We start from the raw sequence: 22,174 nt of genomic DNA on the forward strand, positions 1-22,174 counted from the left end.
CTTGGGGGCCGGGCTGTGGGCGGCGGAGCGCAGCCGGCGCGCGGTGTTCTGGCTGAGCGGCCTGGGGTGCCTGGTGGTGGAGGGCTTCCTGGTTGCGGGGGACATGGCGAGGCATCCGCACCTGTACGCGGCGACGCTGTACGAGCGCTCGGAGGTGACGGCGGCGCTGCTGCGGGGGCTGAGCGGCACGCAGCCGTCGGGTTGGACGTTCGCGGCGTTGGTGCTGCCGGTGATGAGCGTGCTGGCGGTGGTGGGACGGTGGCTGGCGGAGTCGACCCGCTGGCGCGGCGTGCTGGGCGGCGTGACGGCCGCGGCGGCGGTGGCGGGCTTCACGGGGCTGGGACTGGCGCGGACGGAACAGGGTCCGGAGCCCACCGTGCCTGCGCGGCCGAACCTGCTCATCCTGGCGTCGGACGGGCTGCGGCCGGACCACCTGTCGGGCAACGGCTACTCGCGGTCCACGTCGCCGAACATCGACCGGCTGATGGAGGAGGGCACGCGCTTCAACGACACGGTGGTGCAGGTGCCGCGCACGGCGCCGTCATGGACGACGCTGCTCACGTCGCAGTACGCGGGCGAGCACCCGGTGGTGCACACGCTGGTGGGGCGCGAGGCGCGTGAGACGAAGCTCACCACGCTGGCGACAGCGCTGGAGGCGCAGGGGTACCGCACGGCGGTGGTGACGGACTACGCGGGGGACCACTTCTCGCGGTTTCCGTATGGCTTCCAGCGGGTGTCCGCGCCGGACTTCCGCTTCCCGGACCTGGTGCGGCAGCGGATGCTCATCACCCACGTGGCACTGCTGCCGTGGACGGCGCTGGCGCCGGGGCTGTTCAAGGAACGGGGCGAGTTCCCGGAGCTGACGGACCCTGCCCCGCTGCGCACGCGGGTCCGGCATGTACTGGACGGGCTGCCGGAGGACGCGCCGTTCGCGCTCGTGGTGTTCGCGTCGTCCACGCACTTCCCGTACGCCGCGCCGTGGCCGCTGGAGGGCAAGTACGTGGAGCGGGGGTATCGGGGGCCGTGGCGGTTCGGTGCGACGCCTCGGATGGAGGTGGATCCGGATGCGCCCGCGACCACGCCGGAGGACGTCGCGGCGCTGGGGGCGAACTACGACGCGGGGGTGCGCACGTTTGATGGGCTCGTGGGGAACGTGCGTGCGGACCTGGAGCGGCAGGGGCGGTGGGACGACACGCTGGTCGTGCTGGTGTCGGACCATGGCGAGCACCTGGAGGACGAGGGGCTGGGTCAGGGCCACGGCGACCACCTGTGGGGCAGCGCGGGGCTGCGCATCCCGTTCGTGGTGCGGATGCCCGGGCAGGTGGCATCCGGGCGGGAGGTGACGCAGCGGGCGCGCTCGTTGGACGTGGCGCCGACGGTGTTGGACCTGCTGGGCGTGCCCGCGCCGGAGTCGTTCCGGGGGCGCTCGTTGGCGCCGCTCGCGCGACCGGGGCCGGAGCCCAAGCAGCTACCGGATGTGCCCGCGTTGATTGAAACGGATGTCTGGTTCAGCGACAGGGATGGTCAGCCGTACCAGACGGTGCGCATGCCATATCCGTGGATCTATGAGATTGCGATGGTGGAGGGCGACACGGGGGAGATTGCCCTAAAGCCGGAGTGGGAGGGCCCGGTGCGCCGGGCGCGGCACCGGGGGTTGTATCTGGGCCGGTGGAAGTTGCTGGAGCTGCCCACGCCGGATGGGGTGCGCGTGCAGCTCTTCGACACGGTGTCGGATCCGTCGGAGCTGCGGGACGTGGCCGGGGACCATCCGGACATCGTGGCGACGCTGAGGGCGAAGCTCGCGGCGGAGCTGCCGGATGCCGCCGGTGAGGCTCGCGGTGCCTTGGGCCCCTGAGGGCTTCAGGGCCCGGCGAGCACGGACTCTGGAGAACGGGCATCCATCCGCCGCAACGCCATCACTGTTCCCACGAACGCCAGTGAGCACACCCCCAGCAGCGTCACGTGGACGGAGGCCGGCAGCTCCGTGGTGGACGGCGCATAGCGAGACAGCAGGAACGACGTCAGGTTGTTGAAGACGTGGACGAAGATGGGCAGCCGCAGGCTTCCCGTGCGCTCCGCGAGCCAGCCCAGGAACAGGCCCATCATCAGGGCCATGGGGCTGTGGATGGGGTCGAAGTGCAGGATGCCAAAGAGCGTGGCTGCGCCCGCGATGCCCGCCGTGCGTCCCCAGCGTTCTGCGAGCCGCGTCTGCACGTAGCCCCGGAAGAAGAGCTCTTCCGCGGTGCCCGCCAGCAGCGCGCCGAAGAACAGCAACGCCGCGAAGGTCACGAACGAGCCCTGGCTCGCGGCCTGCAGCCCCTTCAGCGACGCCGCGTAATTCCATACGCCCGCGAGCATCGACAGGCTCTCCATCGCCTGCCCCATCGTGAAGCAGCCCACCAGCGCGGCCACCCAGGCCCAAGCAGGTATCGGCGTTCCCGCGTCCAGGCGCAGCCGCTGCTTCAACGGCGTGGGGGACAAGAACCCGCCCAGGAGCGCAGCGACCAACCCCAAGCAACTGGACGTCATCACGGCCGCGACCATCAGCCAGGGCATCAACTTGAGTTTCTCAGTCAGGGCCTGGATGGCTCCAGTGTCCTGCGGGCTCACTCCCGAGCGGAGCATCTCCATCGCCATCGCGATGCTGGCGGAAATGACGCCCCCGACGACGATGGCCGTCACCAGGAGCGCGAACGCAACCAGGACCGTCCACACGCGCGGCGGCGACGTGGGGACCGGCGAACTGGAGGTGGCGGATAGGTCGGAAGGTGAATCCATGGCGGCGATGGTAGCGCCCTGGTTCGAAGGAGAGGAGCAGGACCGCATCACCGTGAAGATCAAGCTGTCGGGGGATCAAGGCCTCGGTCCGCGACGGCCACATTCGCGACGCGACGACGGTCTCGGCCTATTGCGTTTCCACAGGCTGCGCCAGCGACGGGCCGCCGCCAAGCCTTCACCGGCGCGAAGGGCTACCGCTTTCGGTCAGGCTTCCTCATCGGGGAGAAGCGTACGGAGCAACTCGTCGTCGGGGCCGAGCGGACGCCAGCCCGAAGGCGGGGGATTGGTGCGAAGTGCCTCCCTGGCCAGTCTAACCCTCTGCTTATGAGTTTCTGGGACGATGCCTGACCAAAGGCCTAGAGCCTTGGCGACCTTGAAGCGGTTGTCGTCATCCAACACGGCTGGCCAACCCTCAGGGATGCTACCCCATAGCTCGCGCACGAGTTGTCCGCGCACCAAGCGGGTCACCTGCTTGCTTCGCACTGCCTCGGCTACCAACCCATCGTACACCTGAATTCCGGCAACGTCGTCAGGACCCAGCTCCTCGGCCAGCGCCACCAACGATACGGTGGGTCGGGCCTCGGCAAAGGCAGTGAGTGAGTCGTAGCCCCGCTCACGGACGCGCTCATACAAGCGGGCCTTCCAATTATCCCGCCATGAACGTCCGTCGGTCATCGGCTCCTCCCTTTCGTGAACGTGATCGGGACTCTGTAGACCTTCATACGCTCCCCGACGATGTCCAGGACCTGATTCCGCGTCAACATTCGTCCAGCTTCAACCTCGGCATCCAACAGGGTCTCCATGATCATCAGGTTCCACTCTCCGGGCCACATGCGCCCCAGCTTCCAGTTCCCTCCACCGTGAATCGCTTCGTGATGGGCCTGCTCCAGTCGGACGCAGAACTGGTCGATGTCCATGTCGCCCTTGAAGCCGCGCTGCTCGAACCACTCGCGGTGTTCCTGCGGCAGCACATGGTGCTTGGGCGCATCCGACATGCCCGCCCCCGCTCTGCCCTTCACCTGCATGCCGCGCACTTCGGGGCTGTCCCCCAGCGCGTCGCGCACGCCCTTGGGCAGGTCCTGGTGCGCCTGGGCCATCGTGACCTGTCCGCCTTGAATCAGGACGGCCGCGCCGGCGGCGGGAACGGAGATGACGCCCGCCTGCACGAGCCTTCGCATCATCTCCACCCACTCCGCGGAGACCACCATCCGCGAGCCCACCATGACTCCACCGGAGCTCATCACGCGGCCCACGCCCAGCGTCACAGGGGCCGAGGGCGGCACGCGTGGCATGGCCATCTTCATCGTGGAGATCATCGTGACCATCTCCACCGCCTGCATCGCCGCGATGACCTGCCCGCCAAACTTCATGGTCTCGCGGGTTTCTCGCTGGAGCGTGTCGAACTCGCGCGTCAGCTTTCCCATCAACTCGGGCATCGCGGTCGTCGCCGCCTCCACCCGCTCCGGGTCCAGTGAGGCGAGGTCCGTGAGCGTGGGCTCCATCAGCCCCTGCACGCGATGCAGGTCCACGAAGAGCTTCTCGGCGCTGCACATGGGGCAGTTTCGAAGTACGGCGTCTCCGAGGTGCAGGAAGTCCACCCAGGCGGCCAGCAGGAGCGTTCCGAACTGCGCCGCCTGGAGCTTCGGCCCCGTCATGCGCAAAAGGCCCAACTCCATGTCCGTGTCGCCGACTTCCGAGGCCACGGTCGTCAACGCGGTGGCGCTCCCCAACGCACCATGAAGCCACTTCACCTGCTTGGAGCCCTGGTCGAGGAAACGCGTGAAGATGTCGCCAGTAAGGCCCCATCCCCCGAGGTCAGGAGGACGGGCCGCCAGTTTGGAGAACGCGGCTTCGACACCCCTCAGGGAACTTTTCACTTCGTCCGTGGAGTCGAGGACTGCCTTCCGCGTCAATGCAGCGCTCCGAGCCGCGCCTCCAATAGCTCCCTTCCTGCTGCTGTCTCCAACTGCTGTCACGTCATCGCGAGGCTGCTGGCGGCGCAGGAGTCGTTGCTCGGATCCGGCAAGAGCGTGCGGGAGGGATTTCCAGGCACGCGGGGGCTCATCGCTCGGATTATCCGCCCACGCTGATGATGAGGTCTCACGTGGCGAGTAACTCAAGCTTCTTCGGCCATGCGCAGGCTCTTGCGGCACGGAGGCGCATCCCGTGGCCAGCAGTACCAGGGCCAGCACCAGGGCGTCAGCGCGCATCATCCGCGCCCACGCCCACCACCGCGCCCCATGCGCCGCCCTCACCGGGCCGTCCACCCCAACCCGCGGTCAGATGCGCCTCGAAGCCCGGCCGCACCACCACCACGGCCGTGCCATCCAGATGCGCCAGTGTCACCGAGGGCGCATGTCCTCCTGCCCGTCCCCAGTCATGCACGGCGGAGAGGGCCAGCGTGTAGCGGCCCGGCTCGCGGGGCTGGCCGAAGAGGACATGCTCCATGTCCAGCGCGACTTCCGCCCCCATGAGGCGTGCACCCAGCACATCCGAGGCGAACGCCTGCATGTAGAGGGGGCCCAGTGTCCCGGTGAGGAAGCCGCCCGCTGGGTGGTAGTCGGGATTGCTTCGGTTGGAGTAGCGCCGCACGAGGTGCGCTGACAGCAGGCTGTAGGACTCCAGCGCGCCAAGCCAGACGCCTACGGGCGCGTTGTTCGAACCCAGCTTGAGGCCGCGCACCACCAGCCCGAAGTCGGAGAGGTTGTCCCAGTCCTCCCTCCTCACGAGGCCCGTACTTCCCCACGCTCTCAATCTGACCGGTGCGCCGAGGTTGAGACCCCACTCCGGACCGCCGTCGATGATGAGCGTGGGCTCCAGTTGGACAAAGCCTTCGGCCTCACCGCCGCCTGAGCGCGGAAGGAGCACGAGCGGCGCCACCTCCAGCCGTGCCAGTGATGACCAGGAGCGGGATGGCTCCTGGGGGACAGCAGCCCCGGAGTCAGGCGAAGCCATGACAGCTCCTCGCGTGCAAAGGAGCCCCAGCCAAAGCACCGCCCTCCAGCGGTTGCCCATCGCTCGCACCTCCTGCATGCACTCCGGCACGGAGTGCAGAATCCCGTCATAGCCGCCGAGTCCGACAGTTCGGCCTATCTGGACGAAGGTGCACGCCCAAGGGCATGGAGGGAGGCGAGGTTCGAGGCACCGTGGGCCGCTTGAACCCCGGTGACGCAGCCATCACCGGAGGCCCCGGGCATGTTTCGGTTCGCGCCCCTACGGTTGCTTCCGCACGCCGAGGGTGATGGACATCATTCCCCCCGAAGGCTGGAGCGTGACACGGCCCGCGGAGAGGTCCTCCTCCCGGAACTGATACAGGAGGACACCGGTGATGGTGTCGTTGACGCTGAGATCACTGTCCCAGACACGGAAGGCCCAGCGCTCCGCGAGCAGGCGACCCGCCGTGGCGGTACAACCGCCCGAAGTCCACGCGGGCGTATAGCTCTCCACTTCCGGCGTGAAGGAGGCCGCCGTCGCCCCCGGGCAGAGCATCTCTACGAAGACATCCGGCGCGGAGCCATCCGCATCCCAGGCCGTGCCATTGTTGCTGGCCGTGATTTGAGCGGACGTGGGCTGGACGAGCCAGACACCCGCCGGATCCGCACCACACGTCTGTTCTGTCTTGCAGACCTGGGCCGCGTCGCACGCCTTGCACGCGGCCCCGGCCTTGCCACACGCGGAGGCGGTGTTTCCGGTCTGGCAGGTGTTGTTGAAACAGCAGCCCGTGCAGTTCGCCGCGGAGCACGTCACCGGAGGCGTGTTGTCCTCCCCCGGGTCGTCACCGCCGCCGCAACCCGCCAGGAACAGTCCCGCGACCACTACCAACATCCGATGAATCTTCATGCCTGTTTGACGCCCCCAAGAGGTCCGTGTTCGGGGCGCAGGATGTCCAGATGGACGTTGGCTGTCTTTACCTCTCCCGGGGTATGGCGCCTTCAGGGTCCCCGGAAGAAGCTGCCGTGAGCCGGTGCGCACACCGCCGAGATTTCACGCAGGGCGACGGCGGGAGTCGGCAAGATGCCGGCCATGAAGCGGACCCTGTGGCGTCGCGTGGGCCTGGCTGTCGCGGCCCTGTTGCTGGTGTTGGTCGTCGTCGCGGCCGTGGGACTGAGCGACGTGAACATACCGGAGACCTCGCGCTTCGACGCCGACCTGGGCGCCATCCGGGCTCTGGCCGTCTCCACCGGCGCGCCGCTCCCCATCGGATTGCGCAGCCAGCACGTGGGCCGGGCCTCCGGAGTGCCCCACGCGCTCGTGGTGGCCGGCAGCGGCTTCGGAGATATCTCCTTCGACTTCAACGCGTACCAGGTCGTCTATGCCGACGGCCGCACGGTGCTCGTGGACGTCGTGAGCGACGAGAAGACACAGCAGGACCAGTTCCCCGGCTCGGAGTTCGACGCCGCGGCCTACACCCGGGTCCAGGAGGCGCTGCGCCGCGCGGACGCGACGGTCGTCACCCACGAGCACTTCGACCACTGCGCGGGCATCGCGCACTCGCCATACCTGGACGAGGTGGCGAGCAAGGTCCACCTCACGGACGAACAACTGCGAAGCCCGCTCGCGGAGGAAGCCGGCTTCACCGCGGAGCTGCGCGCCCGGCTCACTCCGCTCCAGTACGAGCGCCTGCACCTGCTGCGCCCCGGCGTGGTCCTCATCAAGGCCCCGGGCCACACGCCCGGCACCCAGCTGGTGTACGTGCGGCTCGTCGACGGGCGCGAGTTCCTGCTCGTCGGCGACGTGGCCTGGCACCAGGACAACATCCGGCTCCCGAGGATGCACCCGCGGCTCACCAACTGGCTGGGCGGCGAGGATGCACAGGCGATGGCACACCAGCTGCGGTGGCTGCACGACCTGCTGCGCACCGCGCCCGAGCTGCACCCGGTAGTGGCCCACGACGGCGCGCAGATGCAGGACTACCAGCGCCGTGGGCTCATCCTGGACGGGCTGCTCTGAGCCATTGGCTTGGGCTGGCTTTGGAACGGCCAACCCGGTGACGACGCCGCCACCGGGGGCCCTCCGTCCTGTTACTTCGACAGGATCCGAAGCTCCTTGCCCTTCCCGCGCGCCGGATCTCCGAACGTGGGATCCGAGGCGCTGACGGTCCCTGTCAGCCCACCGACCACGTTCCAGAGCGTGTCGGTTCCGAACGCCACCGTCGTCGGCGTATCGCCCAGGGCATACGTCTGGCCCTCGCCGCAGACCCGGGTGAAGTCCTGCTGGACGTTGTACGCCGAGCGGTTGGGGTAGCCGACCTGCCGGTAGTAGCCCACGTTCGCGCCACCGGACTGCGGATCCCCGAAGGTCGCCGCGTTGAAGGTGATGCTGCCCGTCACACCCGGGATGAAGCGGAAGTGGCCGTTCGCTCCGTAGGCCACGTCGCAGGGCCCCGGCAGCTTGAAGGTGGAGCCATCCGGAACGCCGACGTTGAAGGTGGCGATGTCGTATCCACCGGGCAGGTCCCTGGGCACGTTGATGGGCGTGTAGGGCTGCGGCCCCTGGTCCCAGCCCGTGACGACGAACATGAAGCGCGTGGGCAGCGACTGCTCGTAGAGCAGGAGGTTGTCCGCCGACGTGGTGCCAGCCAGCATGGCCAGGTTCGGCTCCTCCGCCGGAGAGGTGAACTCCCCCTGCTGCTTCGCGGTGGCCAGGGCCTGGAGGTACCAATCACGCGCGATGGCCGGGAAGTACTTCAGCTCGAGCGCCCACAGATACGCCTCCTTGAGGATGTACAGCCGCGCCGACAGGGATTGCGTCGGCGCCAGCGTATTCAGGTAGGTGTAGACGCCGACGCCGCTCGACGTGGTGCTCGTCGAGTCGCGCTGGAACGAGAAGGAGAAGTCAAGCGACCCTCCGATGTACGTCTCTCCGGAGGCAGAGAGGCCCGGGGTCCCGACCTCCACTTCCTGAACGAAGCCGGCATAGGCGTTGACATCCAGGTGGACGCCGAAGCCCGAGGTCTCGCTGTTCGACACCCGGTACTGGCCGTCGCAGACCGAGCCGCCGCTCATGGCGAACTTGAGGTACTTCTGGCCATTGATGTTGGTCTCCGTGCCGTACTTCGCGACGACGGCGGCGACGTAGTTGTTGCCTTTGTAGAACTGGCTGAGGTCGGTTCCGTCTGGAGCCGTGAAGATCTGCTGGATCTCCGCCGGTGTCTTGCCGGCGGCCGCCAGCCTGTTCACGCACTCGGTATACAGGTTGAACATCCGGGCGTTGATTGCCGCCTCGGTGTAGGAGTCGACCACGCCGGGCGTGCACGCGTAGCTGAAGAAGTCACCCGCCGCGGTTTCATCCGCGTCCTTCGAGACGACGGGCCAGTGGGCCACGATCAACGGCGCCGGAGTGAACGAGGTGTTCTGGTTGAAGGCGAGGTTCGCCGCCGTGCCGTATTGGGAACGCAGCCAGAACAGCGACCGCCCGAAGTAGCACCCGTAGGGCCGGACCAGGTAGGGAGACGCGTCGCTGAGCGGGTAGTAGGGATGCCGGTAGGCCTTCGTCTGCACCTTGATGCTCTGGGCCGTGAACTTGCCGTCCTGCCAGGCGAAGCGCCCCGAGCCTCCGGCCTTCACGGAGAGGCCGAAGCTCCCGCCCGCCTTGAGGCCATCGAACGCGGCCACGGAGGCGGTCGCCCTCGAGGAGGTCTGGAATCCCAGGGTCGCGGAGAAGTTGATCTCATTCAAGACCACGTCTTCCTGGGTCGTGTTCATCTCGTAATCAAACATGTTCCAGTCGGCCATGCCGTCGGGGCTGGAATTTCCCCAGACCTCCGGCGCCGGGATGGGCATGGGGAACGGGTCGCATACCGACGTGAGCAGACGCTTGCCCGCGTTCTCCTGCTTCGGCGGGTGGAGGGCGGTCTGCATCTTGAAGTCGCCATACTTCAGGGAGGACATCTGGATGGGCGAACCGATCGAGCTGGAAGCCTCGCGGACCCACACCATCCCCAGGATGATGGGGAGGGTGGTTGCGTCCTGGCTCGACGCTTCGGGGATGGCGCCGACCGAGAAGAACATCGAGAGAGGACCCATCGTGTCCTCTTCCGTGCTCGTGAATATCTTGCCGTACTCCTTCCAGACAGGCGCGGCGACCGACGCATTGAGCTGGCGCAGGGGCAGGATGTCTTGAATCACGGCGATGGAGATCGCGTTGCTCTTGTTGCCGTCGGCGAACAGGGCGACCAGTCGTCCAGCGGGATCCACGGTCAGGCTCGTCCCCAGGGCCTTGCGGCTCCTGGTCGAGTTGGGCCAGTTGAGGAGCATCGGCGCCGGCGGCGAAGCGCTGACGTTGGCGTGGCACGCGGCGTCCAGCGTCCAGGAGAAGGTGGTCGTGTTGGTATGGGTTTCATCCCACAACGCCGCGATGACGCAGTTGACGGGAGCGTCGGTGGCGGTGGCTCCCGGCTGGGTGACGAGGATGGTGCGGACGTCGAGATGCGAAAGGTTCGAGGACGTCTGGGTGGGACTGGTGACGGGGGCCGTCACGAACCAGGACGGGATCTTGGAAACCCAGTTATTGGTGAACGGATTGTAATCACCCGTGTCCAGGACGAGGTGCCAGACCTGCAGCTGGTTGTGCGTGGAATCCCAGACGAGGTAGTTGAGCAGGATTTCCGTCGCGCCCTTGCCGGCGCACGCAGATACGCCGTGGGCGAGGATCTTCACGGGGGTCGCGCTGCCTCCCGCCGTCGTGGAGGGCAGCGAGACCTGGCACCAGTCCGTCGTGGAGCGAGTGGAGCCGGGGGAGACCCGCGTCGCGCACAGGAGGTTGTTCGTGGTGTCGATCCAGAAGATGTAGACGAGGTCGCGGTTCGCGACCACGCCAATGCGCTTCTGGGTCAGGAAGGCTAGGGAGGACTGCGTGGAGTCCTTCTCGATGGTGAAGTGGGTCCAGGGGTCCAATCGTTTCGGATTCCCCTGGGGGCGGCTGAGGTAGGCGATGGTCGACGCGCTGAAGTAGCCCTGGAGCTTCTTGTCATCGTCGACTCCGACCAGGGCCAGGGAGGAGCCGGTCTGGATGAGGCGGAACTCGCCATTGTCGCCGGAGACGTCGAGCGGCCCGGCGACAGGGATGCTGATGACCTCAGTGGTAGGGGGGATGAGAGGGACCTGCGGAGTCGACGGTGAGGAAGAGTTGGGCACGGCGGTTCCATCCTGTCGTGGGGGAGAGCTCGGATAGGGGATGCGGGCTCCGGGGACTCCAGCTAGCAACCGGAGGGCCAGCCGAAGAGGCGAGCCCCCTCCCAGGGAACGCCCGGAGTTTCTTGCTCAGCGCCGCGACGTCCGCGTTCAGCGCGGACGCGAATGCGTTCCCCCGGATGCGGGGAGTCGCACTCGGGCACGTAGTACGCTTCCTGCTTCGCGGATGTTTCGCGCTGGAGGAGAGCCGATTGCGGAACACCCTACGTGCCTGGAGCCTGTGTGTGTTGCTTGCCAGCGGCTGTGCGACGACGTCGGCGGTTCGTGAGTCGCCGCCCGTTCCCGACGTGGCCGCGCTGGATGCGGAAGCGGCTCGCGCGATGTCCGCGACTGGCGCGAAGGGGCTGGCCATCGCGGTCATCGACAACGGTCGTGTCGTAGCGACCCGGGCCTATGGTTCCCGTGATGCGAAAGGCGAACCGCTGCGCACTGATACGGTGATGTACGGCGCGTCCATCACCAAGACGGTCTTCGCGTACGTCGTGATGCAGCTGGCGGACGAGAAGCGCATCGACCTCGACACCTCCATCTCGAAGTACCTGGACAAGCCGCTGCCCGACTACCCGGACGAGAACCGCTATTCGACCTGGTCCCATCTGGCCGGTGACGAACGCTGGCGGGACATCACTCCTCGCGTGCTGCTCACCCACAGCCCTGGCTTCGCCAACTTCGGCTTCCTCGAACCCGACGAGAGGCTGCGCATCCACTTCGCTCCGGGCAGCCGCTTTGCGTACTCAGGCGACGGCATCATCCTGATGCAGTTCGTGCTCGAACGCGGGCTCGGGCTGGACGTGGGCGCGGAGATGCAACGGCGCGTGTTCGACCGCTTCGGCATGCGCACGACCAGCATGATGTGGCGACCGGACTTCGAACAGAACCTGGCCGACGGCTGGAAGCTCGACGGCAGTGTGGAACCGCACGACGAACGCAGCAGGGTGCGCGCGGCCGGTTCCATGGACACCACGCTCGATGACCTGTCGCGCTTCGCCGCCGCGCTGGTGAGTGGTGAGGGCCTGTCGCCGGAAACCTTCGCCCGGATGACCTCGCCGCAACTGCCCATCACCACCCGAAGCCAGTTCCCTACCCTCCAGGACGAACTGCCGCCGGAGTCACGGCGCAAGGACCTGGCGGCAGGCCTTGGCGTGGTGGTGTTCGACGGCCCGCAGGGACGTGGGTTCTTCAAGAACGGCCACAACGACAGCACCGCCAACACCCTCGTGTGCCTGCCGCGTGGACGCCGCTGCGTGCTCATCCTGAGCAACGACGTCCGCGCCGAGCCCGCCTATCCCCACCTGGTGCGCTTCGTGTTGGGTGAAGCCGGGGTGCCCTGGGATTGGGAGTACGGCGACATGGCGTTCTGGGATGGCCGCTGAGCCTTCACACTTCTTCACCGCCAGCTCAAACCACCGCAACCGGCGGCTTCCATATTGGTTCCAGTCAAGCAGCGGGAAACGACACCCCCACTCCTGGAGCCGCACGCCATGAAGAAGACGCTCGTCATCGCCGGTACCGCCGTCGTCGCCGTCACCCTGCTCACCGGTTTCGGCTGGGGCCGCCATCACCGCGGCACGCCCGACCCGGCTCGCATCAACCAGATGGTCACCTGGAAGCTGGACGACAAGCTGGATGACCTCAACGCCACCGAAGCGCAGCGCTCCTCCATCCACGCAGTGAAGGACCGCCTCCTCAACGAAGGCCAGTCCCTCATGGAAGGGCAGCAGGCCGTGCGCACCGAGGCCGTCACCCAGCTGACGTCCGACGCGCCCGACGCCGCGAAGCTCCACTCGCTGGTGGACGCGCGCATCGACGCCGCTCGCGCCTTCGCCCACAAGGCGGTGGATGCCGTGCTCGAAGTCCACCGCACGCTCACTCCCGCCCAGCGCCAGACGCTCGCCAGCGAGTTCCGCGAGCGCACCGGCGAGAAGTAACGCCCTCCCACGGTGCGCGGCGCATGACACATTCCGTGTATCGCCGTGAACCTTCGTGGGCAGGAATGACGCACGCGGTTATGGTCGGACGGTGGATTACACCGACTACGCTCGACGCATCCGCTCCCACGCCTCCCTGGGGGAGCTCTCTGAATACGGCCAGGTACAGGAAGGGGGGCGCGACTATCCCCTCTTCCGCCTCATCGTCCCGGGCGACCGCTGGCTCGTCATCACGTCCGGCTTCCATGGGGAGGAGCCCGCCGGCCCGCTGACGCTCGCGAAGCACCTGCCGGACATCGTCGCGTACGCGAAGTCCAAGGGCGTGGGCCTGCGCGTCTACCCCTGCATCAACCCCTCCGGCTTCGAGGACGGCACCCGCTACAACCGCAGCGGTGAGAAGCCCAACAACGACTTCATGCGCTACGAGGTCGCCCCCGGCGAGTGGCGCGGCGAGCTCGTGGGCGACCCGTCCATCCTCCGCTGGGCCCTGTACGACGGCGGCCCCAAGGAGACGCGCGCGGTGCGCACGGACCTAGCGCGCTTCCCCGCTCCGGACGCCGCGCTCGACATCCACCAGGACAACTACCTGGGCGGCGTCGCCACGTACGCGTACGTCTTCGGGGACAAGGCCGCGTATCACCCCATGCAGGAGGCCGCCGCCGCGCATGCAACCGTGGTGAAGAGCCGCAAGGTGGATGACAACGCCTACGCCGACGAGCACGGCCTCATCGTCTTCCACGACGGCAGCGTCACCGACTGGTACATGCGCCAGGGCGTGCCGTACACCGCCGCGCTGGAGACCACCACGCCCACGTCGCAGGATGATTGCGACGCCGTGAACCTCATCTGGATCCGCGGCTTCATCGACCTGGCCGCGCGTGGAGAGGGCCCCACCCGATGATTCAACGTCCCCTGGGGAAGAGTGGCCTTACCGTGTCCGCGCTCGGCTTCGGCGCGGGGCCCGTGGGCAGTGAAGCGCTGAGCGATGCGGACGCGGAGGCGCTCCTCAACGGCGTGCTGGACGCGGGCATCACCCTCATCGACACCGCGCCCAGCTACGGCGTGTCCGAGGAGCGGATTGGCCGGTTCCTCGGTGCGCGCCGCCGCGAGTTCGTGCTGTCCACCAAGTGCGGCTACGGCGTGCCCGGCGTGGAGGACTGGACGCCCGAGTGCATCACGCGCGGCGTGGACCTGGCCCTCCAGCGCCTGCGCACGGACGTGCTGGACGTGCTGCACTTCCACTCGTGTCCTCCGGACGTGCTCCACCGCCCGGGGCTCATCGAAGCGCTCACCCGCGCGGTGGAGGCGGGCAAGGTGCGCGCCGCCGCGTACTCGGGCGACAACGCCGGCCTGGACGCCGCGCTGGAGACGGGTGCGTTCGCCGTGGTGCAGACGTCCGTGAACCTCTTCGACCAGCGCTCGCTGGACCATGGCGTGGCGAAGGCCCTCGAGCGCGGCGTGGGCGTCATCGCCAAGCGGCCCCTGGCCAATGCGCCATGGCGCTTCCCGGGGCGCCCCTACGCGCACGACGTGGGCGAGTACTGGGAACGGATGCAGCGCATGGCCCTCCAGACGGACGGCCTGGACTGGCCGGAGCTGGCGCTGCGCTTCACCGCGTTCGCGCCGGGCGTGGCCACCTGCATCGTGGGCACCACGCGGCTGGACAACCTGCGCGCCAACGCACGCACCCTGGAGCAGGGGCCCCTCCCCGAGCCCACCGTTCAGGCCATCCGCGACGCCTTCCGCCGCAATGACACCGGGTGGGATGGCGTCATCTGACGCAGCCCGCCAGTCTGACGTTCCGTCCTTCAGCGAAGATTTCAGCGTCGGCAACTGCTCACTACCGACGTTTGTCTCGTCCATCCGGGTCGGGTGCTCAGCCTGGGGGCCATGGCAACCATCCGGTCCATGAACGTGATGCCAGAGTCTGAGAAGGATGGAGAAATGGTGGAGCTGCACCCCACCTCGCTGGATCTGAACCAGGTGGAGCCCACCCCGCAGGTGGTCAACTGGTTGCGCATGCGCGCGAGCCAGTGGCTCACCACGGCGCAGAAGGACTTCAACGCGGCCCTCTTCGCGCGGGACGGTTCGGAGGCGTCGTTCGACCGCTACTGCGATGCCCGCTCGGAGCTGGACTCCGCGGAGGCCTGGGCCCTGCGCGTCTCCGAGTTCGTGACGCTGGTGCGGTAGGAGCCGCGCGGTGTTGATGGGAGGCGGACGTTCGGTGTCCGCCTTTTCCGGAGCCACTGAGCGGGGCTGCTAGCCTTCCGCACCTCCCCTGGAGGAGCCCGCGGATGGCCTTCACGCTGAACGTCAACGGAGCATCCCACGTCATCGACGAGGAGGAGGACATCCCCCTTCTCTACGTGCTGCGCGACACGCTGCGGCTCAACGGTGCGAAGTACGGCTGCGGCGTGGGCCAGTGCGGTGCGTGCACCGTGCTGCGCGACGGGGTGCCGGTGCGCTCCTGCGTCGTGCCCGCGGTGTCGCTCCAGGGACGGGAGGTCACCACGGTGGAGGGGCTGCGCGCTCCGGACGGCACGCTGCACGCGCTCCAGCGCGCGTTCCTCACGGAGCAGGCCGGACAGTGCGCGTACTGCATCCCGGGGATGATCCTCTCCGCGGCGGGACTCCTGCGCCGGAGGCCCTCGCCCACCGAGGCGGACATCCGCACCGCGCTGGATGCGAACCTGTGCCGGTGCGGCTCGCACAACCGCATCGTGCGCGCGGTCCAGCGCGCGGCGGCGGAGCTGGCGGAATGAGCGCTCCGGTCTCCCGTCGCTCGGTGTTGAAGGGCTCGCTGGTGATGGCCTTCGCGCTCGCGGGGCCGGGGGTCGCGTGGGCCGCGCCCGGGCAGAAGAACGGCCTGCCCCAGGACCTGGCGCGCACGCCCGGGCTGGATGCGTGGATCCGCATCGGCGAGGACGGCGTCGTCACGTTGATGACGGGCAAGGTGGAGCTGGGCCAGGGCATCCTCACCGCGCTGGGACAATTGTGCGCGGAGGAGCTGGACGTCGAACCGTCTCGGTTGCGCGTCGTGTCCGGGGACACTCGCCTCTGTCCTCCTGAAGGTCCCACGGCCGGGAGCATGTCCATTCCCAATGGCGGCGCGGCGGTGCGGCAGGCCTCCGCGGAGGTGCGCGCGCTGCTGGTGGACATGGCCGCGAAGAAGCTGCGCGTCCCGGCGACGCGGCTCACCGTCCGGGACGGCACGCTGCGGGACACGGGCGGACGCGCGCGCGTCACCTACTGGGAGCTCGTGGGAGGAAAGCGACTCCAGCGCGAGGCCACCGGGACCGTCGCGCCCAAGCCCGCCGCGCAACGCAAGCAGGTGGGCCGGTCCCTTCCCCGGATGGACCTGCCCGCGAAGGTGGTGGGGGAAGCGCGCTTCGTCCAGGACCTGCGATCCGACACGCTGGTGCACGGCCGCGTGGTGCGCGCGCCCACGCCGGGTGCATCACTGGTGGCGGTGGACTCCACGCCGGTGGCCGCGATGCCCGGCGTGCTCAAGGTGGTGCGGGACGGAAGCTTCCTGGGCGTCATCGCCACGCGTGAATGGCAGGCGGTGCAGGCCGCCGCCGCGCTGGCCGCCGCCGCGCGCTGGAAGGACGGCGCCCCCCTGCCCGAGGATCCACATGCGTGGTTGCTGGCACAGCGCACGCAAGACACGGTCATCCACTCCGTGGAGCGCCCCACCGACGTCGCGCCCGCGCGCACGCTGGAGGCCACCTATCGCCGGCCGTATCAGATGCACGCGTCCATCGGTCCATCCTGCGCGGTGGCGGAGTGGGACGGCGCCACGATGACGGTGCACACCCACAGCCAGAGCGTCTTCGAGACGGCCGAGGCCCTGGCGAAGATGCTCGGACTGACGAAGGAACAGGTGCACTGCCGGCATCAGGACGGCTCCGGTTGCTACGGCCACAACGGCGCGGACGACGTGGCGGCGGACGCCGCGCTGCTGGCCCGCGCCCTGCCCGGCCGCGCGGTGCGCGTGCAGTGGTCGCGCGAGGACGAACACACGAACGAGCCCTATGGCTCCGCCATGGTGACTCGGGTGCGCGCGGGCGTGGACGCGAACGGGGACGTGCTCGACTGGGATTACGCGCTGTGGTCCATGTCGCATGGGACACGACCCGGGGGCGTTCCTGGCAACCTGCTCGCGGGCCGTTCGCTGGCGAAGCCCTTCGCCCAGCCGACACCCAGGAACGGCGGGCCGCCGAACTACTCCGCCGACCGCAACGCCATCCCGCTGTATGCCTTTCCGGGGCAGGCCGTGACGACGCACTTCGTAACGGCGATGCCCCTGCGCGTGTCGTCCATGCGCGGCCTGGGTGCCTACGCGAACGTCTTCTCCATCGAGTCTTTCATGGACGAACTGGCGCACGCCGCGAACGTGGATCCCGCCGCGTTCCGGCTCCGGCAGCTTCGCGATGACCGGGCAAAGGCAGTCATCGTCCGCGCGACGGAGCGGTTCGGCTGGGAGCGATACCAGCGCAAGCCGCATCACGGACGCGGGCTCGCCTTCGCCCGGTACAAGAACCTGGCGGCGTACTGTGCGGTGTGCCTGGAGGTCGTCGTGCCTCCGGACACACTCGTGCCGCGCATGGTGCGCGCCGTCCTCGCCGCCGACGCGGGCGAGGTGGTCAACCCGGATGGACTGGCCAACCAGTTGGAGGGCGGGCTCATCCAATCGCTGAGCTGGAGTCTGAAGGAGGCCGTGCGATTCGACTCGCGGCGCATCCTGTCTCGCGACTGGGAGGGCTATCCCATTCTCACCTTCTCTGAAGCGCCGTCCGTGGATGTGCAGCTCATCGACCGGCCGGAGGAGCCGTTCCTCGGCGCGGGGGAAGCGAGCCAGGGTCCTTCAGCCGCGGCGCTCGCCAACGCCGTGTTCGACGCCACGGGCCTGCGCGTGCGGGACCTGCCCCTCACCGCGGAGCGACTGAAGGCCCTGAGACAAGAGGCAGCTAGAAACTAGAAGCGGCTGGCGTCGGGCGCTTGGGAGCGTGACGCCAGCCGCAACAGCAGCTGGGGACTTCTATCAATTCCTATGGACTTAGCGCTTCCGCATCGGAACCAGCTTCAGGCGACCAGAGGGTGATGTCGTCGTCAGCCGTCCCGCCGGAACTGCCACCATCCGACCGTCCGGCCCCTGCAGCCCGGTACCGCCCTTCGGGATCGCGACCATCCGGCCGTCGCTTCCCTGCAGCCCGGTACCGCCCTTCGGGATCGCGACCATCCGGCCGTCGCTTCCCTGCAGCCCGGTACCGCCCTTCGGGATCGCGACCATCCGGCCGTCGCTTCCCTGCAGCCCGGTACCGCCCTTCGGGATCGCGACCATCCGGCCGTCGCTTCCCTGCAGCCCGGTACCGCCCTTCGGGATCGCGACCATCCGGCCGTCGCTTCCCTGCAGCCCGGTACCGCCCTTCGGGATCGCGACCATCCGGCCGTCGCTTCCCTGCAGCCCGGTACCGCCCTTCGGGATCGCGACCATCCGGCCGTCGCTTCCCTGCAGCCCGGTACCGCCCTCAGGAATCTCTACACTCACTCCATCGCTACCACTCAGTTTGATACCCATGTGAACCACCTCCAGTGCGCAAGCGACGCTTGAGGCCTATTTTCCTGACACGCTGGTTCCATTTTTGTGAGTGCCCGCTCAGCCGCGCCATGACGGGAGTGTCACCCTGTCCATCAGGGCTTCGGGCAGTGGGCGCCGGTGTCCACCCAGGCCTGGATGAGCGCGCCGAACTCCGCCTGCGTCCCGGGCACCGGCTCGCGTCCGGGGCCCGGGTTCCAGCCCCAGCCCACGAGCACGTCCTCCGCCATGTGGTGCTGGATGGCGGCCAGGTCCTTGCCGCCGTTGCGCTTCGGGTCCTTGAGCTGCTCGCAGATTTCGCCCAGCGAGCGCCCCACCCACGCCATCTCCACCGGGGCCAGGGCCCACTTGGGATTGCCCGGGATGCTGGCCACGGTGGCGCCCACCGTGGGCGTGTTCGTCGCCTGATGACAGGCCGTGCAGGGCAGTCCGGGCGCGCCGTGGCCATCCTCGCCGCCCACCACCGCCGGGACATGCGCCTGCTGGGACATGCCCTGCCGGGGCCGCCCGTCCGGCGGGTGGCAGTTGGTGCAGCGCGGATGGGCAATCACCCTTCCTGCTTCCACGAAGAGCGCCACGGAGCGCGCCTGCGTGTCCTCGATGCGCGCGAAGGACGCCACGGGCCGCAGCGCTCCCGGAGCAACGAGGACTTCAGCATCAGGCGACCGCGTCGCGCTCCGGCAGCCCGTGAGCGCGGCGACGGCACACGACAGCAGGAGGACCGCGCGGTGGCTTCGCATGCGCGGGGAAGCGTGACATGGGACGACAGGGGCCAGCCATTCTGGCCCCCGCCGAGTGTCCACCTTCCGGACTCGGAACGCCGCCGCCGGGAGGCGGCTCCTGCGTGCGGCCCTCAGCGCCCCACGCCCATGCGCGTCCACAAATCCAACAGCGTGCGCAGCACGGACGCGTCCGGCACGTCCGCCGCGGGCGGCACGTCCACGCGGATGCCGTGCGCCGCCAGCCGCGTGAAGGGGTTGTTCGCATCCGGCGTCTTCAGCGGCACGGACGGATCCGCCGGCCGGAAGCCGAACGCCAACGCGCGGGCCTGCACCTCCGGGCTGCGCAGAAAGGCCACCCACTCCAGCGCCGCCTCGCGCTGCTCGGGCGTCACCCAGTCCGCCTGGAGCACCGCCGCCGGATGGTCGCTCCACAGCGTCACCGGCGGATAGTCCACCCGCAGCGGCCCCCACCGGCCCTGCGCGTGGTCCAGCTGCGCGATGGCCAGGCTCTCGTACACCAGCGCCAGGTCGTAGCGGGACGGCCCGTAGCGCACCAGGTCCGTCATGAACGTGCCCGTGGACGGCTCGAAGCGCGTCACGCCCCGCTCCAGTCCCTGGAGCCAGGCCTGATAGCCCGGATCCAGCAGGTCCCCTTCCTTCACGCCCTCGCGCCGGCCCAGGTACTCCAGCGTCGCGGACAGGAGCGCCTGCAGGCCGGAGTTGGACTTCCGGGGGTCCGTGTGGCCCAGCTTCACGAAGCCCCACTCCGGCGGACCTCCCACCGCGGGCCAGCCCCGGTCGCTCGCCACCGCGCGCTGGAGCGTCTTCCACGACAGGGCCGCGCCTCCACCCGCCTTGCGCAACACCTCCATCCGGTCCTGCCAGCCCACGAACACGAGCGGCGTAATCACCAGCGGATGCGGCGCGGCGTCTCCCTGCGTGGCGAACAGCGGCCCGTGCGAGGCGTCCGTCGCCCAGTCCGCCGCGAGCATGCGCAACTCCGCGCTGTCCGCCGGACTCCACACCGTGGGCTTCTCCCGCCCTTCCAGGATGGCCTGCGCCGCCTCCAGCGAACCCCGCCCCACCAGCGTCACCCGCACCCGCGGATGCGTCCGCTCGAACTCCGCGAGCGCCGCCTCCACCCACGCGCGCTTCTCCGTGCTGTAGAGGAACGTGATGTCCGTCACCCGCCGCCGCGACGGCAGCACGGTGGACTCCGGCTCCGGCGTCCCCGGGCGGGGCGCCATCGGGGCCGCCAGCAGGTAGAACACCCCCAGCAACGCGGCCAGCATGCCAATGACGAGGAGAGCCCGGGGCTTCATGCTCCCCCTCGTACCCCGGGTCGCGGTCCCGGAAAGCCCACCGGCGCTTTTGTCACAACCCTGTCACTCACAGCCTCTCCCCCGGCCGCTCCCCTTCCAGGAACCGTCCCGCCAGTTTGTTTGTCCTCATAGGACTGGCAGAATGGGCCGGATGATGACACTGGCACGAAGCATCGCGCTCCTGGGACTGGGAGCGGTGTTCGGGGGCTGCGCGGCGAAGCAGGCCCCGCCCGTCCAGCACTACGCGCTGGGCATGTCCCGGGCGGAGTACCGGGACTACACGGGGGCGAAGGCGAGCCCCTGCGACGCGGAGCCGCGCTGGTTCCAGGACGAGCTGACCGCGGTGAACGGCCTGCTGGCCCGCTTCGTCAAGGAGACGGAGCAGGCCCTGGACCCGAAGGCGCTGGAGCACGCGAAGCACCTGGCGCTGCTGGAGGAGGGCCTGCGCACGCTGCCCCCGGTGCTGAAGGTGCACGAGAACAACCTCCAGGCGCTGAAGACCTGCGACTTCCGGCGCGCGGGCGCGTTCCCGGACCTGGCCCGGCGCGGCGGGGAGCTGCTGACGGAGACGCGGGAGCGGATGGAGCTGGGGCCCCGGATTCAAGCGGCCGCGGCGCTGCGCGAAGCGCAGAAGCAGTGGCGCGAGCAGGGCGCGGAGCGCGAGGCGAAGGCCCGCGAGACGTGGTGCCCGAAGCCCTCGAAGGTGGGCCAGCCGGACCTCTTCTTCGCGCGCGTGTCGCCGGACGGGCGCACCGAGTGGTTCTTCTGCGACGGCCACGTCGTGGAGAAGTCCGGCGGCGCGGACCCCGCGCTGCTGAGCCCCGAGGGGCTGTCGAAGGCGGAGCGCCGCCGGGTGCAGGCGAAGAAGTACCTGGACGCGGCGCAGGCCTACCCCGAGGAGGAGATGGACCGCGAGCCCACGGCCGCCACCCTCCAGAAGCCCGCGGCGTCCGCGGGTGGCAGCGCGGCGGAAAGCGCCCCGTAAGCAGGGGCGTGACGCGCGGGCCTCCGCCGTCACGCTCCCAGCCGGGCGAGCCGCTTGGACAGGTGCGCGTCGCCCCCCGCGTCCACGCCGCCCACGAAGGCGGCGAGCGACTGGCCCACGCCGGACAGGTGGGCCTCCACGTGCGGCTTGAGCACGGTCCAGCGCTTCGTCCAGGCGTCCTCGGAGCCGTCGCGCAGGTCGGGGCGCTCGGAGAGGAGCGCCGTCACGCGCAGCGCCAGCTCCGGGTCGTTGAGCGTCCGCGCGGCGGCCACGCCCGCCGGCACCGAGCCCGCGGGCGCGGCCTTCCACATCTCCGCCGCGCGCTGGAAGGCGGCCACGTCCACCTGGGACAAGAGGCCCAGCGCGTGGCGCACCGGCAGCCGTCCTTCCGCCTTGGGCCCCACCACGTGCGCCATCAGCGCGGTGAAGGGCGCGGCCAGGGCCGGGTGCGCCGCGGGGTCCACGCCGCCCAGGGCGCGGAGCGCGTGGCGGGCCTTGCGTGAGAGCCTCGTCACCTTCCAGCTGGGGCCCTTGAGCTTCGACTGGAGCAGCGCGAGCGCGGACGCGGCGGCGGTCACGGCCTCAGGGCCAGGCGTGGCGGCGACCACGCGGCGCGGCAGCACGAGCGCGGGGGGCGGAGGGGCGGCG

General features: G+C 69.1%; 19 protein-coding genes and 1 pseudogene. 10 read left to right on the top strand and 10 right to left on the bottom strand.

Going from position 1 to position 22,174, the window contains the following annotated elements; translation table 11 throughout:
- Positions 1-1,855 (top strand): sulfatase (locus tag D7Y21_RS30070; RefSeq protein WP_121717225.1); only part of this gene is annotated, 1,855 nt, incomplete at its 5' end.
- Positions 1,856-1,860: 5 nt separating this feature from the next.
- Here the strand turns inward: D7Y21_RS30070 and D7Y21_RS30075 are convergent.
- The 5 genes and pseudogenes from D7Y21_RS30075 to D7Y21_RS30095 form a co-directional block, all read right to left on the bottom strand.
- A complete protein-coding gene (locus D7Y21_RS30075; RefSeq protein ID WP_158627376.1) occupies positions 1,861-2,778 on the bottom strand; it encodes a CPBP family intramembrane glutamic endopeptidase in 918 nt (305 codons plus the stop codon).
- Positions 2,779-2,982: 204 nt separating this feature from the next.
- Entirely contained in the window at positions 2,983-3,453 is a 471-nt protein-coding gene (locus D7Y21_RS30080) for an NUDIX hydrolase (protein WP_121717227.1), read from the bottom strand.
- A complete protein-coding gene (locus D7Y21_RS30085; protein WP_233612334.1) occupies positions 3,450-4,481 on the bottom strand; it encodes a DUF2380 domain-containing protein in 1,032 nt (343 codons plus the stop codon). The genes D7Y21_RS30080 and D7Y21_RS30085 overlap by 4 nt, the downstream gene beginning before the upstream one ends.
- A 508-nt stretch (positions 4,482-4,989) precedes the next feature.
- A pseudogene (locus tag D7Y21_RS30090) lies at positions 4,990-5,733 on the bottom strand (hypothetical protein); the annotation flags it as partial.
- Between the two features lie 258 nt (positions 5,734-5,991).
- Positions 5,992-6,618 carry a hypothetical protein gene (locus tag D7Y21_RS30095; RefSeq protein WP_233612333.1) on the bottom strand — a complete coding sequence of 209 codons (627 nt, stop codon included), beginning with the start codon at positions 6,616-6,618 and terminating at the stop codon, positions 5,992-5,994.
- Between the two features lie 183 nt (positions 6,619-6,801).
- On the opposite strand from D7Y21_RS30095, the gene D7Y21_RS30100 reads away from it, so the two are divergent.
- Positions 6,802-7,728: an MBL fold metallo-hydrolase gene (locus D7Y21_RS30100; RefSeq protein ID WP_158627377.1), complete on the top strand. Its 927-nt coding sequence runs from the start codon at positions 6,802-6,804 to the stop codon at positions 7,726-7,728.
- Between the two features lie 71 nt (positions 7,729-7,799).
- Here D7Y21_RS30100 and D7Y21_RS30105 read toward each other — a convergent pair whose 3' ends face one another.
- The gene (locus D7Y21_RS30105; protein ID WP_121717233.1) at positions 7,800-10,913 is read right to left on the bottom strand and encodes a hypothetical protein; all 3,114 of its coding nucleotides are present in this window, start codon (positions 10,911-10,913) and stop codon (positions 7,800-7,802) included.
- Between the two features lie 281 nt (positions 10,914-11,194).
- Between D7Y21_RS30105 and D7Y21_RS30110 the strand changes: the two genes are divergently transcribed.
- The 7 genes from D7Y21_RS30110 to D7Y21_RS30140 all read left to right on the top strand — a co-directional run bounded on the left by D7Y21_RS30110 (position 11,195) and on the right by D7Y21_RS30140 (position 17,879).
- Positions 11,195-12,343, top strand: a complete 1,149-nt coding sequence (locus tag D7Y21_RS30110; RefSeq protein ID WP_233612335.1) for a serine hydrolase — start codon at positions 11,195-11,197, stop codon at positions 12,341-12,343.
- Between the two features lie 108 nt (positions 12,344-12,451).
- Positions 12,452-12,898 carry a Spy/CpxP family protein refolding chaperone gene (locus tag D7Y21_RS30115; protein WP_120566255.1) on the top strand — a complete coding sequence of 149 codons (447 nt, stop codon included), beginning with the start codon at positions 12,452-12,454 and terminating at the stop codon, positions 12,896-12,898.
- Between the two features lie 91 nt (positions 12,899-12,989).
- Positions 12,990-13,799 carry a hypothetical protein gene (locus D7Y21_RS30120; protein WP_121717235.1) on the top strand — a complete coding sequence of 270 codons (810 nt, stop codon included), beginning with the start codon at positions 12,990-12,992 and terminating at the stop codon, positions 13,797-13,799.
- Entirely contained in the window at positions 13,796-14,677 is an 882-nt protein-coding gene (locus D7Y21_RS30125) for an aldo/keto reductase (protein WP_120566253.1), read from the top strand. Before D7Y21_RS30120 ends, D7Y21_RS30125 begins: the two co-directional genes overlap by 4 nt.
- A gap of 165 nt (positions 14,678-14,842) precedes the next feature.
- The gene (locus tag D7Y21_RS30130; RefSeq protein WP_120566252.1) at positions 14,843-15,088 is read left to right on the top strand and encodes a FruA-associating protein, FapA; all 246 of its coding nucleotides are present in this window, start codon (positions 14,843-14,845) and stop codon (positions 15,086-15,088) included.
- A gap of 104 nt (positions 15,089-15,192) precedes the next feature.
- Positions 15,193-15,660, top strand: coding sequence for a (2Fe-2S)-binding protein (locus D7Y21_RS30135; protein WP_120566251.1), 468 nt, complete (start codon positions 15,193-15,195; stop codon positions 15,658-15,660).
- Positions 15,657-17,879, top strand: coding sequence for a molybdopterin cofactor-binding domain-containing protein (locus D7Y21_RS30140; RefSeq protein ID WP_121717237.1), 2,223 nt, complete (start codon positions 15,657-15,659; stop codon positions 17,877-17,879). Before D7Y21_RS30135 ends, D7Y21_RS30140 begins: the two co-directional genes overlap by 4 nt.
- 78 nt (positions 17,880-17,957) lie before the next feature.
- Here D7Y21_RS30140 and D7Y21_RS30145 read toward each other — a convergent pair whose 3' ends face one another.
- From D7Y21_RS30145 to D7Y21_RS30155, 3 genes are all read right to left on the bottom strand, one after another.
- Entirely contained in the window at positions 17,958-18,479 is a 522-nt protein-coding gene (locus D7Y21_RS30145; RefSeq protein WP_147469414.1) for a hypothetical protein, read from the bottom strand.
- A gap of 113 nt (positions 18,480-18,592) precedes the next feature.
- On the bottom strand, positions 18,593-19,237 hold the full coding sequence (locus tag D7Y21_RS30150) for an Isoquinoline 1-oxidoreductase subunit (RefSeq protein ID WP_121717241.1): 645 nt from the start codon (positions 19,235-19,237) through the stop codon (positions 18,593-18,595).
- A gap of 113 nt (positions 19,238-19,350) precedes the next feature.
- Positions 19,351-20,541 (bottom strand): substrate-binding domain-containing protein, encoded by a 1,191-nt coding sequence (locus D7Y21_RS30155; protein WP_121717243.1) that lies wholly within the window; start codon positions 20,539-20,541, stop codon positions 19,351-19,353.
- Positions 20,542-20,692: 151 nt separating this feature from the next.
- On the opposite strand from D7Y21_RS30155, the gene D7Y21_RS30160 reads away from it, so the two are divergent.
- Entirely contained in the window at positions 20,693-21,526 is an 834-nt protein-coding gene (locus D7Y21_RS30160) for a hypothetical protein (RefSeq protein WP_233591848.1), read from the top strand.
- A 29-nt stretch (positions 21,527-21,555) separates the two neighbouring features.
- Here D7Y21_RS30160 and D7Y21_RS30165 read toward each other — a convergent pair.
- Positions 21,556-22,174, bottom strand: a 619-nt coding sequence (locus tag D7Y21_RS30165) for a molybdenum metabolism regulator (protein ID WP_121717253.1), incomplete at its 5' end; no start/stop codon positions are given.

The organism is Corallococcus sp. AB045, from assembly GCF_003668895.1.
Classification (GTDB): domain Bacteria; phylum Myxococcota; class Myxococcia; order Myxococcales; family Myxococcaceae; genus Corallococcus; species Corallococcus coralloides.

What these genes read in the sequence shown, in the direction of transcription:
- D7Y21_RS30145 (WP_147469414.1), bottom strand. Translation starts at nt 18,479, where the DNA reads ATGGGTATCAAACTGAGTGGTAGCGATGGAGTGAGTGTAGAGATTCCT.
- D7Y21_RS30115 (WP_120566255.1), top strand. Translation starts at nt 12,452, where the DNA reads ATGAAGAAGACGCTCGTCATCGCCGGTACCGCCGTCGTCGCCGTCACC.
- D7Y21_RS30160 (WP_233591848.1), top strand. Translation starts at nt 20,693, where the DNA reads ATGATGACACTGGCACGAAGCATCGCGCTCCTGGGACTGGGAGCGGTG.
- D7Y21_RS30080 (WP_121717227.1), bottom strand. Translation starts at nt 3,453, where the DNA reads ATGACCGACGGACGTTCATGGCGGGATAATTGGAAGGCCCGCTTGTAT.
- D7Y21_RS30100 (WP_158627377.1), top strand. Translation starts at nt 6,802, where the DNA reads ATGAAGCGGACCCTGTGGCGTCGCGTGGGCCTGGCTGTCGCGGCCCTG.
- D7Y21_RS30135 (WP_120566251.1), top strand. Translation starts at nt 15,193, where the DNA reads ATGGCCTTCACGCTGAACGTCAACGGAGCATCCCACGTCATCGACGAG.
- D7Y21_RS30125 (WP_120566253.1), top strand. Translation starts at nt 13,796, where the DNA reads ATGATTCAACGTCCCCTGGGGAAGAGTGGCCTTACCGTGTCCGCGCTC.
- D7Y21_RS30095 (WP_233612333.1), bottom strand. Translation starts at nt 6,618, where the DNA reads ATGAAGATTCATCGGATGTTGGTAGTGGTCGCGGGACTGTTCCTGGCG.
- D7Y21_RS30075 (WP_158627376.1), bottom strand. Translation starts at nt 2,778, where the DNA reads ATGGATTCACCTTCCGACCTATCCGCCACCTCCAGTTCGCCGGTCCCC.
- D7Y21_RS30130 (WP_120566252.1), top strand. Translation starts at nt 14,843, where the DNA reads ATGGTGGAGCTGCACCCCACCTCGCTGGATCTGAACCAGGTGGAGCCC.
- D7Y21_RS30155 (WP_121717243.1), bottom strand. Translation starts at nt 20,541, where the DNA reads ATGAAGCCCCGGGCTCTCCTCGTCATTGGCATGCTGGCCGCGTTGCTG.
- D7Y21_RS30140 (WP_121717237.1), top strand. Translation starts at nt 15,657, where the DNA reads ATGAGCGCTCCGGTCTCCCGTCGCTCGGTGTTGAAGGGCTCGCTGGTG.
- D7Y21_RS30150 (WP_121717241.1), bottom strand. Translation starts at nt 19,237, where the DNA reads ATGCGAAGCCACCGCGCGGTCCTCCTGCTGTCGTGTGCCGTCGCCGCG.